Below are 17,346 nucleotides of genomic sequence, written 5' to 3'. Positions count from 1 at the left end.
CCTGATGCCTTCTGAACAGTGGAAAGGCATTATTGCCGTGAGCCGTGGCGGTCTGGTACCGGGCGCATTGCTGGCTCGTGAACTGGGTATTCGCCATGTCGATACCGTCTGCATCTCCAGCTATGATCACGATAACCAGCGCGAGCTGACCGTGCTGAAACGCGCTGAAGGCGACGGCGAAGGCTTTATCGTCATTGACGATCTGGTCGATACCGGCGGCACTGCCGTTGCGATCCGTGAAATGTATCCAAAAGCACATTTCGTCACCATCTTCGCCAAACCAGCTGGTCGTCCGCTGGTCAACGACTATGTTATCGACATCCCGCAGGATACCTGGATTGAACAGCCGTGGGATATGGGCGTGGTCTTCGTACCGCCGATTTCTGGCCGTTAATTACAGAACGAAATTATTTTTAACGCCCGGTGATGCCGGGCGTTGTTTTTTTAGCCTCCAGCGCGTTACAATGCCTCTATGTGACGTAATCATGGAGGCAGCGCGCAATGACCCAGGCGAATCTTAGCGAAACCCTGTTCAAACCTCGTTTCAAACACCCGGAAACGTCGACCCTTGTTCGTCGCTTCAACCCTGGCACTCAGCCTGCTGTGCAGTCCGCTCTGGACGGCAAAAACGTGCCGCACTGGTATCGCATGATTAACCGTCTGATGTGGATCTGGCGCGGCATTGATGCCCGTGAAATTCTCGACGTCCAGGCGCGCATCGTCATGAGCGAGGCCGACCGCACCGACGGCGATCTCTACGATACGGTCGTCGGCTATCGCGGTGGTAACTGGATTTACGAATGGGCGACGCAGGCGATGCTCTGGCAGCAAAAGGCCAACCAGGAGCAGGACCAGACCCTCAGCGGAAAGCACTGGCTCCACGCCGCCAACCTTTACAGCATCGCCGCCTATCCGCATCTGAAGGGCGACGATCTGGCGGAACAGGCGCAGGCGCTGGCAAACCGTGCGTATGAAGAAGCGGCCCAGCGTTTGCCGTGCAACGTGCGTGAACTGGAGTTCACCATTCCCGGCGGTGCGCCGGTCACCGGCTTTTTACACATGCCCCCTGGCGACGGCCCGTTCCCGACGTGATGATGTGCGGCGGGCTGGACTCCCTGCAGATTGATTATTTCAGCCTGTTTGAGCGCTACTTTGCACCAAAAGGGATCGCGATGCTGACGCTCGATATGCCGTCGATCGGGTTTTCCTCGAAGTGGAAGCTGACGCAGGACTCCAGCTTATTGCACCAGCATGCGTTAAAATCGCTCGAAAATATTCCCTGGGTGGACCACACCCGCGTGGCGGCATTGGCTTCCGGTTTGGCGCCAACGTCGCGGTACGCCTGGCATATCTGGAATCGTCGCGCCTGAAAGCGGGCCTGTCTTGGGCCGGTAGTTCATGCGCTGCTCAGCGATCCCACCCGTCAGGGGAGCGTGCCGGAGATGTATTTAGACGTGCTGGCGAGCCGCCTTGGCATGCATGATGCATCAGACGAAGCGCTGCGCGTTGAACTGAACCGTTATTCATTAAAGACCCAGGGCCTGCTGGGACGCCGCTGTCCGACGCCAATGCTGTCAGGTTTCTGGAAAAACGATCCTTTCAGCCCAGAAGAAGAGTCGCGTTTAATCACCTCGTCATCTTCCGATGGCAAGCTGCTCGAGATACCCTTCAGTCCGGTGTATCAGAATTTTGACAAAGCATTGAACGAGATTACACGCTGGATCACCAAGAGATTGTGTTAAGAGATTGCTAAATTTGACGGTTTGGTAAAACAGTGGCTTCACAAAAGGAGATCGCAATGACGTTACCGAGTGGACACCCGAAAAGTAGACTGATTAAGAAGTTCATGGCTCTTGGCCCGTATATTCGAGAAGAGCAGTGTGAAGAGAATCGCTTTTTTTTCGACTGCCTGGCTGTTTGCGTCAACGTGAAGCCTGCACCCGAAAAACGGGAGTTCTGGGCTGGTGGATGGAAATGAACGCGGAAGAGAAGCGTTTTACGTATAGCTATCACTTTGGCCTGTTTAACAAAGATGGCCACTGGGAAGCGACAACTATCAAGGACCAGGAAGTGATCGACCGCCTGGAGCTAACGCTGCGTGGATTCCACGACCGAGCGCGCGATCTGCTGGCGACCTTAGATTTAAAGCTCGAACCGGCTGATAATTTTACTAACCAGCTGGTCAAACTCTCCGCTTAACGCCTTTCCCGCAAAAAAGCGACAGACAATAAAAACCCGGCTGCTCTCGCGCCGGGTTTTTTTTCATTCATCGATATCAGAACTGGTAGGTCATACCCAGAGCGACGATATCATCGCTGCTCACGCCCAGTTTATTATCGTCATCAATCTGGTTGATTTTAATCAACAAACGCAGACATGTTTTTGTTGAAATAATAGGTCGCGCCGACGTCGATATATTTCACCAGATCTTCATCGCCGATGCCTTCAATATCCTTGCCTTTTGACTGGACATAGCCAAGGGACGGACGAAGACCGAAATCGAACTGATATTGTGCGACAACTTCGAAATTCTGCGCTTTATTCGCGAAACCACCGGAAATTGGCGTCATATTACGGGTTTCAGAATACATCGCCGCCAGGTAGATATCATTGGCGTCATATTTCAGACCGGTTGCCCAGGCTTCGGCTTTTTCGCCTTCACCGCGTGCCAGCAGGTTCTGTGCGTTGGTACGGTCAGAGTTGGTGTACGCACCGCTGACGGCGAAATCGCTGCCACCGAAATCATAGGTCAACGAGGTGCCGAAGCCGTCGCCGTTCTGTTTTTTCGCATCGCGGCCTTCGTTTTTGCCCTGATACTGCAGGGTCATGTCCAGGCCATCAATCACGCCGAAGAAGTCGGTGTTGCGGTAGGTGGCGAGGCCGGTGGCACGTTTGGTCATGAAGTTATCGGTCTGTGCCGACGAGTCGCCGCCGAATTCCGGGAACATATCAGTCCAGGCTTCCACGTCATACAGTGCGCCCAGGTTACGACCGTAGTCGAAGGAGCCGATATCTTTCAGCTTCAGACCGGCAAAGGCCAGTCGGGTTTTTTGCGTGGAATCACTCTCGGCTTTATTGCCGGAGAATTCTGCTTCCCAGCGGCCGTAACCGGTCAGCTGATCGTTAATTTGTGTTTCGCCTTTAAAGCCGAAACGGACATACGTCTGGTCGCCGTCTTTGGTATCATCATCACTCAGGTAGTGCATTGCTTTTACTTTGCCGTACACGTCCAGTTTATTTCCGTTCTTATTATAAACTTCAGCTGCGTGTACAGATGCGGAAGCCACAACGCCCATTACCACTAATGCCAGAGTGCTCTTTTTCATTTTCAATCCTGATGTTTTATAAAACGCGCTAATATTCGCTGAGCAATAAGATTCAGCTTATTACCCCGTGAAAAACAGGAAGGGTTTTATCGTCTGCGGGTGAACGTTTTATGACAAAGTAAGAATATGTTTAAAAAAGTCAGTTTTAATTTTTCAGTCATAAAACTGTCAAAATCTGCCGCTACGCTTCCTGATCCCGCGCAACAAAGTCGCGAGCTTTGTGCGCCAGCAGTTGGCAACGGCGCTGAGTCCTGTTAAAACGTCTGATTGACATCATTTTCCCTTATTGTTGAATGGCAGAGAATCATGAGTGACAGCCAGACGCTGGTGGTAAAACTCGGTACCAGTGTTTTAACAGGCGGATCGCGCCGCCTTAATCGCGCCCACATTGTTGAACTTGTCCGCCAGTGCGCACAGCTTCATGCCGCAGGTCATCGTATTGTGATTGTCACGTCAGGGGCGATTGCCGCCGGGCGCGAACATCTTGGCTACCCCGAACTCCCCGCCACCATCGCCTCTAAGCAGCTGCTGGCCGCGGTCGGGCAAAGCCGACTGATTCAACTGTGGGAACAGCTGTTCTCTATCTATGGTATTCACGTCGGGCAGATGCTTCTGACACGCGCCGACATGGAAGATCGTGAACGCTTCCTGAACGCGCGAGACACCCTGCGTGCGCTGCTGGATAACAACATCGTTCCGGTAATTAACGAGAACGATGCGGTGGCAACCGCTGAAATCAAAGTCGGCGATAACGATAATCTCTCTGCGCTGGCGGCGATTCTGGCCGGGGCAGACAAGCTGCTGCTGCTCACGGATCAGCAGGGGCTGTTTACCGCCGACCCGCGCAATAACCCGCAGGCGCAGCTGATTAAGGACGTTTACGGCATTGATGACGCGCTGCGTGCGATTGCCGGAGACAGCGTTTCCGGGCTGGGCACCGGCGGAATGGGCACCAAGCTGCAGGCCGCCGACGTGGCCTGCCGCGCGGGTATCGATACCATCATCGCAGCGGGCAGCCGTCCGGGCGTGATTGGCGACGTGATGGAAGGAATTTCCGTCGGCACCCGTTTCCACGCGCAGGCTTCTCCGCTGGAAAACCGCAAACGCTGGATTTTTGGCGCACCGCCAGCCGGTGAAATCACCGTCGATGAAGGGGCGACCGCCGCGATTCTGGAAAGAGGCAGCTCATTGCTTCCAAAAGGAATTAAAAGCGTGACAGGTAACTTCTCCCGTGGTGAAGTGATTCGTATCTGTAATCTTGAAGGTCGCGATATTGCCCACGGCGTCAGCCGCTACAACAGCGACGCGCTGCGCCGCATTGCCGGGCATCACTCACAGCAAATCGACGCCATCCTGGGCTATGAATACGGCCCGGTTGCAGTGCATCGTGACGATATGATCATTCGCTAAGGAGCCAATCATGCTGGAACAAATGGGCGCCGCTGCCAAAGCCGCCTCTTACAAACTGGCGCTCCTTTCCAGCCGCGAGAAAAACCGCGTTCTGGAAAAAATCGCTGATTATCTGGAAGCACAGTCTCAGCAGATCCTGCTCGCCAACGAACAGGATTTGGCCGACGCGCGTAACAATGGCCTGAGCGAGGCAATGCTCGACCGCCTGGCTCTGACGCCCGCACGTCTTAAAAGCATCGCGGATGACGTGCGCCAGGTCTGCAACCTCGCCGATCCGGTGGGGCAGGTGATCGACGGCGGGCTGCTCGACAGCGGCCTGCGCATCGAGCGTCGCCGCGTCCCACTCGGTGTGATCGGCGTGATTTATGAAGCGCGCCCGAACGTGACCGTCGACGTCGCCTCCCTGTGCCTGAAAACCGGTAACGCCGCCATTCTGCGCGGGGGTAAAGAGACGTGGCGAACCAACGCGGCCACCGTTAACGTCATTCAGCAGGCGCTGGAAGAGTGCGGCCTGCCAGCCGGTGCGGTACAGGCTATCGAAAGTCCGGATCGTGCGCTGGTGAATGAAATGCTGCGCATGGATAAATACATCGACATGCTGATCCCACGCGGTGGCGCGGGCCTGCACAAGCTGTGCCGCGAACAGTCGACCATTCCGGTGATCACCGGCGGGATTGGCGTGTGTCATATCGTGGTGGATGATAGTGCAGAGATCGCGCCTGCCCTGAAGATTATCGTCAACGCCAAAACCCAGCGCCCGAGTACCTGCAACACCGTTGAAACGCTGCTGGTGCATCAGGGTATCGCGCAGACGTTCTTACCTGCGCTGAGCAAGCAGATGGCCGAGAGCGGCGTGACGCTGCATGCAGATGAGAATGCGCTGGCGTTGTTGAAAGACGGCCCAGCGAAAGTGGAAGTGGTCAAAGCACAGCAGTATGACGACGAATATCTGTCACTGGATCTGAATGTGAAAGTGGTCGCCGATTTGGACGATGCTATCGCCCACATTCGCACCCACGGCACGCAGCACTCTGACGCGATTCTGACCCGCACCCTGCGCAACGCCGATCGGTTTATCAATGAAGTGGATTCTTCTGCGGTCTACGTGAATGCCTCAACGCGCTTCACCGACGGCGGCCAGTTTGGACTGGGCGCAGAGGTGGCAGTGAGCACGCAAAAACTGCACGCCCGTGGCCCGATGGGGCTGGAAGCGCTGACCACCTACAAGTGGATCGGCTTCGGCGATGATACGATTCGTGCGTAAATAAACGTGGGTGATGCAAAATTAGGCTTTTGATTCGCAAGGCTATTGACGCATCACCCCGTTAGTTTTAACCTTTTGCCCCGTGGTTACACTCGTAACCGGCCTCTCAGGGCCGATATAGCTCAGTTGGTAGAGCAGCGCATTCGTAATGCGAAGGTCGTAGGTTCGACTCCTATTATCGGCACCATGAAAATCAAGCAGTTACAACCTTACCTCTTCAGTAAAACTCTCTGATTTTCTTCTCGCGTACTTACTCGCGTACTTGTTTAGCATGATATAGCTTTCTCCAGCTGTTGCCTTTAACGATGCCCGATATCAGCATGGGAAAAATGTCGATAGATGAAAAAACATCCTCCCCAAAGTTGGGGGATGGATTGCTTCGTCCGTACCCATCTGTCTTAGACCCTTGACCTACATTTGCGTGGATGTGTTAGTTACCCTGATTTTTGCAGCATTAATTGGGTGCGATTTAATTAATGCGCTAAAAATGGAAATAAATGGACGGTATGCACAAGGTTGATAAGAAACGTGAGTATTTTATTTAACTTTTTATAAAGTATTTTTCTTTGCCTGTCTGTTTGGTGCTGGTATAAATCATCACGAAGCAAAACATATCCATCCAGGTTATTAGTAATCTCTATAGCCTATTGATACTCAAATGTTTTCGCTTGCCTGCCACCAATTGAGCTAACTTTTTCTCGCATCACTTTGTGATGGGGCTGTGCGCACCTTTGGTGGTCGCTTTTTAAACTAAGAGGATATTATGGCAGCAAAAATGACACCGTCTGGGAAAGTGATTGCACTGCATCAGCCGCAACGTTTAATCCGTATCGAGATGATGCTGCAATTACTGAATTGCAGCCGTACAACGCTATACCGCTGGGTCAAAGGTGGCGATTTTCCTGAGCCTCTAAAGCGTGGTGGACGAACGCTTGGTTGGCCTGCAAAACTTTATGAAGAGTGGCTTGAACGATTAAAGAACAAAGAAATGTCCTAAACCTGGTTTGGTCAACCTGTTGCTCGCTTGGTTATGGAACAAGATGAAACATAACATTCGTATATCGCCCAGCTTGATGCATTCTGAGACAAAATAAAAACCTTAAATATCAGTAACCCCTACGCCATTTTATGAAAGATAAAACTACGGTATTTAATAATATTAGCCCGGCTAAAAGCCCTTTCGATTATCCGCCTCAGGGTCAGTATTGTTTTGGTGATGTTTTATGGCCAGTACTTCCTGCAGAGCGAGATCAAGATGCGAATATCCTGAAAAGGATTTTTGAGACGATAGAACAAGCTTCTTTGCAAAGTAGTCGCTTTCTCGCTATACGCTATGATTTTCATTTGAAGGAATACTCTTCCGATAATAAAGCAATTAGCCGGTTTCATAGCTTAGTATTTCCCTGTTTATGGAAGAAATATCCGCGTTCATTTATCAGCTTTTTTTGGGTTCGTGAACAGGCTGAGTCCGATCCACAGCATTACCATTATCTACTCATGCTAAACGGCAATGTTGTAAAGCATTCTAAGAGAGTAAATCAGATAGTCATGGCGTGTTGGGAACAGGCAAATAGGGGGACCTGCTGGGTGCCAGATAACTGTTATTACTTAGTTAAGGATATCAGCTCCCATCGAGACTTACTGATGCGTACTAGCTATCTTGGCAAGAAGCGTACAAAAGAAACTATTGGTAAAGGAATCAAGCGGTTTGGTTGTGGCCTGCGAAAGCCTAAACCGACTAAACGTAAAGCTACAAACACAACAAGAATTGCTACTTTACCTTTAGTACCAAAGGAAAATACTGTCAATCAACTCGATGGAATGAATCGGTATCCCGGCTATCTGGATGCTTATTTTACAGGTGATGCTTCGCTGCTAATATACCATCAGCCACCAGCACACTCTGAGTTGTATGACCACACTAAATGGTGGAATCCACTTTCGCCGTTATGGGAAGGTCATAGAAGGAATTATTTGGCTGAGGTGATTATCACTGGTCTTAGCCTCTCACAATATGCGTACAAGTATCATCTTTCTACCAGCCGGGTATATGCCAATTTTAAACGAGTAGGAGGTCAAAGCTTAAAGATCATCCATTGGGCATGGCATCGTTATCGGTTTGCGCAAAGTAATAGTACATTGGATAATTATCTAAAAAATAACCGATTGCATCATAGAACCGCTAAAAGGCAGTTACAAAGGAAACCCATGAGTGAATTTTGGCGTGGTCATTTTGATAACTATTACCACCATTTCTGGCTGTACGGATGGAAAGTCACTGAGTATTGTCGGAAGTACAACCTCAATGCGAGCACTGCCCGTCGGTATCTGGTCGCTTTCCCATTTATAGGGATCATCGATCCGTTTGTTCTCCGTAGATGGCTCTAAGCAAAGAAGACTGGTTTTAGGAGAGTAGAATATCCGATAAATCAAACGACGAAGTTGTTTGGTAAAATAATTATAAAACAGAATGTTATCTTTGACTTATCAAACAGGTTAACGCTTCGTTGGTTATTAGTCATTTAAAATCAATTGATTACTTAGCATGGTGTTGTCGGATCATTTCATTTCGAAAGAGCTGCCGTATCACTGTGATGCATTTTAAAGCAATAGATGCCAGGAAAAGAAAAATGATCCGCTACTTCAGATGGCGACAATGATCCTGCATATACAGCGGCGTTAAGGTGCAATGGATCACTCCGTGGGATTAATTAAATCTTGAAGATGTCAGGTTAGTTGCAGAGTGTAGCCCCAAATGAGTCGGCATCTGCAGGATGCTGTCTGAACCTGAGCACCCGTTATTCGTATGCTGCCGAACCTGTAGTACGTGATACTGAACCACAGCAGCCACGAGTGGGTCAAATGAGCTGTGGCGGGAAAGGTGGGGTTTGTCTTGTGACATTATCCATGTAAAGGAAGAACTGGGGATAGTGCCTTGCAGCCCACCCCGCCGAAGTGGGTCCGATTAACGCAGACGCTCTATCTCTTTTTCCCAATGGTGGATAACTTCTTGTGCTCGCTGGTATCTAAACTTCAGCTCACTGGATTCTCTATCTGTATCAACTTGATTATAAAAATTCTGCTTAGCGTCAGCATCAAGGGCATTCCACATAATCGTAAATGATGCCCCCTGAGCCTCTGCCCGGCGTCTTTCAGCAAAGTTCCTTTCTGATCGCCTTGTTGCGTCCAAAAATTCGAATACTAAATTGAATGACACCAAAAAAGTTGTGATTATGACGGTTATAGGGGCGTTAAGCTTGAAGTAGTAGATAGCAACAGCATTAAGAGTAATTACGATCGCCGTATAAATAAGCGATATAATTAATGCCTTAGATAGTCTTCCCATGGGTTCCTGCGTTTAGCCTTTTCAATGAGTCAGATATTCTAGCGGGAGTAGCTGTGATCAGTTTATGTTAGCCACTACAATACGGCCAGTGTGCGGCTAACAATCTCTCTTGTGTCGAAAATTTAAAAAGTCATGTCCCTTTTAAAATGTCCTCAAAATCAGCGCTGCTTAGATCCGGTGCAGAGCATAACATATCCCTCGCCAATGCCCGGCGACGCTGAAGCAGTTCGTCCAGCGTTTCTTCAAACGTCGTGATTTCAGAGTCCATTACCGTCGGATAATACACATACACATCTTTTGTCTGGCCGATACGGTAAGCGCGGTCAGTTGCCTGATCTTCTTTTGCCGGATTCCAGCAGCGGGTGAAATGAATAACGTGGTTGGCTTTCTGAACGTTAACCCCAAACCCAACAGCGACAGTGGAGAGAATGATCACGCCAAAACCGGGTTGGGCCTGGAAATCATCAATCAATCTCTGGCGGCTATTCTGGCTCTGACTTTTAGTACTGGTATCGCCATTGATGATCACCGGACGGAAACCAAATCTCTGTTGAACAGCACGCTGTATTTCTCTCTGGAGATCGCGCAGCTCAGTAAAGATAATTACTTTGTCTTTGCTGGTGTGCTTAATTTCATCCAATGTTTTCAACATCCAGTTAAGCTTTGGCGACCCTTCCTGATAACGCGGCTCAGGGTTAACAACTGCCGGATGTGCACAAATGAGTTTAAGACGGTGTAATAACCCCAGCATTCCCGCACCGGCCTGCTGCATTCCCTCACTAAGTGCCTGCTGCTGTTGCCAGTTCGCTATCGAAGAAAGATAAAGTTGCTTTTGAGGACCAGAAAGCGGCAGCTGCTTACAGCTGACGACTTCGATTTTTTGCGGCAAATCACGCGCAACCTCTTCTTTCGTTCGACGTAATGTCTGGGGTTCAATGAGCGCTCGTAAGCTTTCAAGTCGCGCAGTATCACGACCCGCTTCGTTCTCAATAGGGCGAACATAGTTTTTGCCAAATTCATTGAGTGCCCCTAACAGACCAGGTTGAGCGAAATCAAAGAGGCTCCAGAGGTCTACAAGCGTGTTTTCGACAGGCGTGCCGGTACATGCCACTTTGAATCTTGCTTGTATCGCATTGGCTGCATGAGTGATTAATGCTGCCGGGTTCTTTATTTTTTGTGCCTCGTCGCAGACCATGATGGACCATGGCTGGCGGGCCAGTGAGAACTCCTGATCGCGAAGCGTTTCGTAGGTTGTCAGAATGATTTTCGCCTTACCCTGCCAGCCAGGTTTTAGCAAATTTTTGATTCCCTGAGACTGCAGATGAGCAGGAATAGCCTGTTTCGGGTATTTTACCGCTTTGATGGTGTCGCCATACAATTTCATCACCGAAATCCCAGAGGTGTAGAAGAAATTGTCGAGTTCGCGTTCCCAGTTATCCAAAAGAGAAACGGGGGCAACGATGAGGCTTGGTGCCTCGTCTGGGAATTTTTCAATGAACCAGACCAGGAAGCTCAGGATCTGCAGCGTTTTCCCCAGCCCCATATCATCCGCTAGCAGGCAACCTGCAGTTTCCTGAGGTGAACGAAGGAAAAGCTGCTGAAGCCAAGCCACCCCTTCACGCTGATGGTCTTTGAGTCGGATATGTTCTTTAAGGCTCAGAGGAATTTCAGGGTTAGCGTTACGTGCATTGAGAAGTGAATCGCGGCGCTGTTTGATGTAAGACACTTCATCAATGTTCTGTTCAATTTTGAGGACAGCCCGGGCGGCTATATCAACAGAACTATTCTCTGATTCCTGTGCTGCCTTTTGCTGTTTTTCCCAGTTCTTACTGAAGGTTTTCGCGGCATCCAGCGGCAACTCAGTATCATTCCAGGGGGAGATAATATGCGTTTCGCCAGTCGCTTCGGCCTGGGTTATTCTCTCCTGCAGTTCATCGAAATGTTGCAGGTTTTCAGGTTGCCAGTCCGTTAGCGTCTCCACCGAAAATGCGGAGAAATCGATGTCATCAGGAAGCCAGTTTTCGCTTTGCGCCTTGGTTAGCCAGGGAGAAGATATTTTTTCGAATTCACCGATGCCGATGACGCGATCGCCATATTTACCAAGATCCATGACATCGTTAAATTCTTTACCGTCAACCTCCTGTTGCCAACGCAACAACAGCGACTGGCAATCATGCCATTGTTGCTCAGTAAATTGGCTCAGTTCAAGCTCATAGCCCTGCCAGGATCCTGCTGGCATTTGTGCGGCAACACTTATCCCTAAGGCCTGAACAAATTTATCCAGTTCCCATGGCGCAGAGAAGAGGAATGACACCTCCGGTTGTGGCACCGGTGAGACAGGTTCCAGCACTAGCGTAATGTTCTCTATCTTATTCTCATCATTGATTTGGGGTTGAAGCCTAAAGTGATGAAAGAAAATATGGGCATCAAACAGTGCTTGTTCGTGTTCCTCGGGGGCAATAACACTGGCGGCATCTTCGCCCAGGAAAGTATAGGGGTTGCGAACAAAGGAAAGCGCTTCACTGCCGGCCACCCGACGACCTGGGATTGAGTGAATTGAATTCAGGACTTCTTTTACTTCGGGAGGGATGATGACATGGCTGAGTTCGCCGTTCTCCCCGGGTATACGATAGCTATCGTGAACCTGAGCGTTCTTATCAAAACTGCCGAGCCAGTTAGTGGGCTGGTCCTCGAAGTGTGGCTCAATCTCGATAACGGCAGTATCAGCAATCGTTGCCTTACGCAGGCGTAATGATAACGACGTCGGTTTGATAACGTGCGTCTTTTCTAAGTAGTCATCAAATTTTGCAGCAGCATGTTTTGCACATTTGCGAATAGCGGCCCATCCCAGCTGATTAGTGGTTTCGCCAGGCGTCTGAAGTTGCTGGGTACTAAGCTGCTCTATTGCCTGTAAGAGTGCCCAGTTTTCCTGCGATAACAGGTGCTGTTGATTTTCATAAGTAAAAATAGCGCCGGTACGACTGAAACGAATCGACTGGCGGGCAGAAATCGAAGTCCACTCCGCAATCCAGACACGAAAATCACTATCATTTAGCGCCCCTCGCGAACTCAGGCTTGCACGTAATGGTAATACCTCTGGGACGCCAATAAGAGGCAGGCTACTGGAGTGTTCCTCGTCTTCCACCAGGCGATACAAAGCATCCCAGCTCAATAACCAGCGGTCTGTAAGTGATATCAGATAGTCTTCTTCAGCCAGTTGCTCAAGCCAGGATGCCAGAGCCCAAAGCTCTGAGTCATCAACCAACGATTGTGGAAAACTGAGTCCGTTTTCCTCAATCTGGTACTGATTCTTCAGGTGGCGTTCTATCTGCTGACGGTTTCCCGTCAGTTTACTTAACAGGCGTTTCAGCATTATTTGATCCAATAGCGATGCGGTTCTTTGGTCACAGGGGCGAAACCGAGTCGAAGCAACTCTCTTTCTGTTGTGTCGTCAGCTGATTTGAGCTGAACGGACAGCACTCCACCTTTTTGTCGGTTATCGCTGACGATGCATGAGGTATTTTCAACCAGGCGCTGTATTGCTGTATCCCGCAATGGATTGATGATTTTGATGTCAGATACCGAGGCGGGTGAGGGCGCTTTGTTATCTACAAATTTGACGGGCTCTTCAGCCATCCAGCGGATACCCAGCTGACGTAATTCATCGTCATATTTCAGCATCCAGCCAGTGATTCGGGTCTTGTTGTACCCTTCGGCTCGTGGGGTATGTGGAAGACGAAGTACATTACGGTATTTATCTTTTAATTGGATATTAATATCCAATGAGTGTGACTCGGGGTTAAATGGAGCCTGACCCACCCGGTAGGCATACATCGCGTTCCCCGTCCCGGAAAATTCAACGAAAATGTAATCGTTAATTTGCATGATCATGGCGTTATCGAAACTACGCCCACCGCGCAGATGGCTCAATCTCCCACGATTCTCCTCGCGGAATTTCACAAAGTCGCTGCCACGATCTTGCCAGGCATCCGGTCCCATCACGATACGGGTAAATCCCATCTGGTTCGCGAAGCGTAGCCAATAGTGCAATCTGGCCTGGTCAACATCGCCATTGCCACGTAATAGCTCAAAGAAGTGCATCAGGTCTTGTTTTGCTAACCAGCCCCGCACCATCGCTGCGACGGGTTCAGAAACATACTGATGCCATTTGTTCTGTTGGCTTTTCAGCTGCGGGTTATCCCAGTATTCCAGTGCGGCCTGTTTCAGAGCGGAATGCGCTTGATCGCGATAGGTAGAATGGTAATAGCGGGTCAGCGTCGCCGTTATGATGTCATCGCGAAAACGTACCCACTGCGCCGCCAGGCCTAATAGCCAACTGATTTTGTCCAGATATTGCGGATCGTCCAGAGTATCAAGCTGCGCCAGCAACACCGTGAAAATACGCTTCCATAACCAGCTGCTATCGGGGATTTGCGCTATTTTTTCTAATGATGATAAAGAGTTACTCTCACCGGAAAGGAGCTGCTGGGATATCACACCGCCAGCTTGAGGCGTAAAAATGTCGTGATAAAACTCAATGGTTTTCATCCACGACTTTTCTCTGCGGATAGCGGCTTTTACTACGGGATACCCCTTGGCGATATGACCACGCAGCACACACCAGTGCGGGTTTATTTCTGGGGATTCGTGTTTATAGGCAAAATAACTTGAACAGAGTGCTGCCCAGTCCTTGCGTTTCAGTGTCCTGGATTCAATCTGTTTTTTGATAGCGCTGTCGACATGGGGAAAGAATGTATCATCCTCCAGTAATACTGGACTGTCAGGGTAGAGCGGATCGGTATCGGCGAGGCCATAAAACACCATCCGCCATTCACGTTCACTCAGTTCTTCCGCAAGACGAAAACGACGCAGGGCTGCCAGCCGCATTTCATGTGGGGGCGTGGGGATTTTCTCTGCTTTATCAAAGCGCTTTTCCATCTCATGGCCAGCAGAAGCCAGCGCGTGAAAATCATTGCGCAGATAATGATCCTCCTGCTGACTGGAGGACAGCTTAGCCGCAATGCGTTTTGCAAGAGAACTCAGCGCGGGCGTCATTGTGGCATTACCAGCTGGCAAACTTCTTTATTAACGACGGGAGGAAAATCCACCTCTTCGGCCCCATCACGTTTATCCTTCAGCCCAAAGAACTGCATGCGCAACTCAACGCGTCGACTGGCTTCTTTGCTTTCTTTCGCGTTATTAAACGAAACCCCACCGGCCAGGAAAAGCTTACGGATTTGGATCTGCTGCTCCGCTGAGATGCTGTTTTGCAAAGGGCTACGGCTATCGAGCAAACTGCACATTACCCATTCGGAACGTTGCAGCGAGAGGTGTAAATTGTAGAGATAGGAGCCGTCGGTATCGGTAAACCCTTCAATCACGATCTGCTTAAACCACTTTTTGCCTTCTTCGCTGTCAGAGGCCTCCAGCACCAGCGGAACGACATCTTGGAGTGCTTTTTGCCCTTCGGCATTCAGGAAAAAACGGTTGTGATCGAAACGACCCGCTTCCCCAAAGCTGATGCGGTTATCGTGGCAATCCACCACGATGGTTTTGTTCACGCTGCGGGCATGCAGCTCCAGACGCTCGCATAATCTGGCGATATCCTGCCCCCTGATTTTTTCCCCTTGCTCCGCGCGTTGAATACGCTGTGTAACGGAGCTCAGCGACGCGACCATCACCACCAGAAATAACACCATCATGGCGGTCATTAGATCGGCGTAAGAGATCCAGAAGGGCTTCTCAGCTTCATCACTGCGGCGCTTTTTAACGCCAAATGCATTCCCAAACATCAGCTGTCACCCCCTCAGGCACGCACGCGAGACAGAACGTCATCAAGCTCGCTGACGCTTTCTCCGATCTGTTCGACAGAGCCTGCAAGCAGATTAGAGGCTTTCGCCATTTCGACGTCCAGTTTGCCCAGCGTTTTATCCAGGCTGCGCGAAACACCTTCCGAGAAGTCTTCAAAGCCTTTGCCGAGCACGTCACTGACATTCTCCATGAAGGTCTGCGCTTCGCGGTTATAGCTCTGCAAGCGCTCTCCATGCTGTTTAAGATCGGTGATGAACTGGCTGCGGGTGGTTTGTTCAGACTGGGTATTTGCTGCGAGCAACTCCAGCATGGCAATGGATTTGCTGACAGCTTCACGATTGTTTCTGTAATCGGCTACTACCGAGGTGAGTTCGTTGGTGGCAAGCGAAAGCGATGAACCCGCCGATTGCGCTTTATTCAGTACGTCAGCCGTGAGGTGATTCGCTTCGGACACCTTATCGCCTGCATGCTCAAAGCGCTCGGCAGCGACACGCATTTTGTCCGCGCCGTTTTGCATATCCTGGATCTGGCGGTTGGTTTGTTCTGCGAGTTTGTTAAGTGTTTCAGTTGTACCCTGATGCTGGCTGGCAACGGTTTCAATCAACTGTTTGATCTGATCGTCTACTTCACTCATCACCTGCTGCGTCTGTTCGTGCAGGGACTGCTGATTAGCCTGCTGGTTTACTGATATTTGCTGCTGACCTTTATCAATCTGTCCAAACAAGCTACCTAACTGCTCACCGAGTGCTTCGACAGAAGTTGCCATTTTTTCCATTGTGGCACTTTGGCCCTGCTGTACTGAATTCTGAATGGCTTCAATAAAGGCAGACATATGCTCAGCCTGGGCTTTTTCCCGCGCTTCGCTGTCGGCAAACATTTTCTCAAGCTGGCGCGCCATGCGTTCGCCGGCACCTTCGCCTTCAGCGCCAATTTTGGCGACAGAGGACTGTAAGCTGGTAAGCATGTCATTCATGCCAGCCTGCATGGCCTGTTGGCCCGATTTCATTTCAGAAAGCAGTTGTTCAATTAACTGTGCGCTGCCCTGGCGGGAATCGTCGCTGACCTGACGCATATCCTGCAGCAGAGCGGAGAAGCCGCTTTGCATCGTCTGGATCGCGCCAACGGTTTGCCCCATCATTTCGTTGAGGTTGGTAAACTGCTGGCCAAAGGTGGTATCGAGCTTAGCCATAAATGCGGTCAGCACATCCTGCAGCATGTTCTGTACCATACCGCTTTGATCGCCGCTGGCGGTCTGAACTGCACCCGCAATTTTATCCAGCGGTGACTTCAGACTATTTTCGATTGCGCCGCTCACCTGGTCGGCAAACTGTGCGCCTGATTCACGGTAGGTGTTGCTCAATGTGTTCGCGAGACGTTCATTTTCAACTTTCTGGCTTTCAGCCAGATGCAGCAGCATGTCGCGAAGATCGGTAACCAGGCTCTCTTTCAGGTGGCGCGCCTGAGTGGCGCTTTCGTTGCTTGATTTCACCAGTGAGGCGAGATACTCCTCACCCACGCCGCTGTCATAGAGGGAATCAAGAGCTGCGGTGAATTGTTCCAGGTATTTGTAGCATTTCGCCAGATAAAATTTCTCTAGCCATGTGATTATGATTGAGAACCCAATCGCGAAAGCCGAGCCAAGGAAAGCATACAACACATCGTGCAGAAGGTTGTTGACGCTACTGGTGACCTGCTCCGGCGTGCTGGGGTCAAAATGGTTCAGCCCAATCATCAACCCATAGAACGTGCCGATAATCCCCACACCGGTCAGAATGCCGGGGAGATGCTTGAAGAATTCAGTGTTAAGCGGAATATCCACCAGCTGTTGTTCGGAGAAGTAGCTGGCACTGGGGGCAGTTGCGCGGATCCGCGCGATTTTTTCTTCGCTCCCCACGAGCTCACGCTGCAGGTGCAACGACTCCTCAAACTCGCTCCAGGCGTGTTTGAGTTCTGGCTGGATGAACAGGTTTTGCAAATGCTGAAGTTGCGCCTCTGGCTCATTCTTTTCAATGCTATTAATTGACTGTGTATATTTTTTCAGGCCGTTAACAATTTTCACCGCTCTGAAAAGATAAAACAGAATAAAGCAGAGAAAAGCAAAAGTGACGAGACCAATAACGGTTGCAGGCACCATAAAGGGCTGCACAGATGTCAGCGCCACTAAAATAGAATTAAGCCAGGACATAAGT

9 protein-coding genes, 1 tRNA gene and 4 pseudogenes are annotated in these 17,346 nt (G+C 50.2%); 8 read left to right on the top strand and 6 right to left on the bottom strand.

The window, feature by feature from the left end:
• Position 1 precedes the first annotated feature (1 nt).
• From gpt to crl, 3 pseudogenes are all read left to right on the top strand, one after another.
• Positions 2–394 (top strand): annotated as a pseudogene (gpt, locus tag DAI21_RS00005) (xanthine phosphoribosyltransferase); the annotation flags it as partial.
• 107 nt (positions 395–501) lie between these two features.
• Positions 502–1,742: pseudogene (gene frsA / locus DAI21_RS22245) on the top strand (esterase FrsA).
• Positions 1,743–1,798: 56 nt separating this feature from the next.
• Positions 1,799–2,199 (top strand): annotated as a pseudogene (gene crl / locus DAI21_RS22240) (sigma factor-binding protein Crl).
• A 76-nt stretch (positions 2,200–2,275) separates the two neighbouring features.
• Here the strand turns inward: crl and phoE are convergent.
• Positions 2,276–3,326: pseudogene (gene phoE / locus DAI21_RS22235) on the bottom strand (phosphoporin PhoE).
• Positions 3,327–3,632: 306 nt separating this feature from the next.
• Between phoE and proB the strand changes: the two are divergent.
• From proB to DAI21_RS22210, 5 genes are all read left to right on the top strand, one after another.
• Positions 3,633–4,736: a glutamate 5-kinase gene (gene proB / locus DAI21_RS22230; RefSeq protein ID WP_100777506.1), complete on the top strand. Its 1,104-nt coding sequence runs from the start codon at positions 3,633–3,635 to the stop codon at positions 4,734–4,736.
• A gap of 10 nt (positions 4,737–4,746) precedes the next feature.
• Positions 4,747–6,000 carry a glutamate-5-semialdehyde dehydrogenase gene (gene proA, locus DAI21_RS22225; RefSeq protein ID WP_107702201.1) on the top strand — a complete coding sequence of 418 codons (1,254 nt, stop codon included), beginning with the start codon at positions 4,747–4,749 and terminating at the stop codon, positions 5,998–6,000.
• Positions 6,001–6,111: 111 nt separating this feature from the next.
• Positions 6,112–6,187, top strand: a tRNA-Thr gene (locus DAI21_RS22220).
• 576 nt (positions 6,188–6,763) lie between these two features.
• The gene (locus tag DAI21_RS22215; RefSeq protein ID WP_107702200.1) at positions 6,764–6,997 is read left to right on the top strand and encodes an AlpA family transcriptional regulator; all 234 of its coding nucleotides are present in this window, start codon (positions 6,764–6,766) and stop codon (positions 6,995–6,997) included.
• Positions 6,998–7,128: 131 nt separating this feature from the next.
• Complete coding sequence (locus DAI21_RS22210) at positions 7,129–8,388, top strand: inovirus-type Gp2 protein (protein ID WP_107702199.1); 1,260 nt, start codon at positions 7,129–7,131, stop codon at positions 8,386–8,388.
• A gap of 577 nt (positions 8,389–8,965) precedes the next feature.
• Here the strand turns inward: DAI21_RS22210 and DAI21_RS22205 are convergent.
• The 5 genes from DAI21_RS22205 to zorA1 all read right to left on the bottom strand — a co-directional run bounded on the left by DAI21_RS22205 (position 8,966) and on the right by zorA1 (position 17,342).
• A complete protein-coding gene (locus tag DAI21_RS22205; protein WP_107702198.1) occupies positions 8,966–9,346 on the bottom strand; it encodes a hypothetical protein in 381 nt (126 codons plus the stop codon).
• Positions 9,347–9,476: 130 nt separating this feature from the next.
• The gene (gene zorD / locus DAI21_RS22200; protein ID WP_107704206.1) at positions 9,477–12,719 is read right to left on the bottom strand and encodes a type I Zorya anti-phage system protein ZorD; all 3,243 of its coding nucleotides are present in this window, start codon (positions 12,717–12,719) and stop codon (positions 9,477–9,479) included.
• The gene (gene zorC, locus DAI21_RS22195) at positions 12,719–14,401 is read right to left on the bottom strand and encodes a type I Zorya anti-phage system protein ZorC (RefSeq protein WP_107704205.1); all 1,683 of its coding nucleotides are present in this window, start codon (positions 14,399–14,401) and stop codon (positions 12,719–12,721) included. The genes zorD and zorC overlap by 1 nt, the downstream gene beginning before the upstream one ends.
• Positions 14,398–15,138: a type I Zorya anti-phage system protein ZorB1 gene (zorB1, locus tag DAI21_RS22190; RefSeq protein ID WP_107704204.1), complete on the bottom strand. Its 741-nt coding sequence runs from the start codon at positions 15,136–15,138 to the stop codon at positions 14,398–14,400. Before zorB1 ends, zorC begins: the two co-directional genes overlap by 4 nt.
• 14 nt (positions 15,139–15,152) lie before the next feature.
• A complete protein-coding gene (zorA1, locus tag DAI21_RS22185; protein WP_107704203.1) occupies positions 15,153–17,342 on the bottom strand; it encodes a type I Zorya anti-phage system protein ZorA1 in 2,190 nt (729 codons plus the stop codon).
• Positions 17,343–17,346: the final 4 nt, after the last annotated feature.

The sequence above is a fragment of the Lelliottia sp. WB101 genome (genome assembly GCF_003051885.1).
GTDB lineage: Bacteria > Pseudomonadota > Gammaproteobacteria > Enterobacterales > Enterobacteriaceae > Enterobacter > Enterobacter nimipressuralis.
This window is presented reverse-complemented; position numbering and strand designations above follow the sequence as displayed.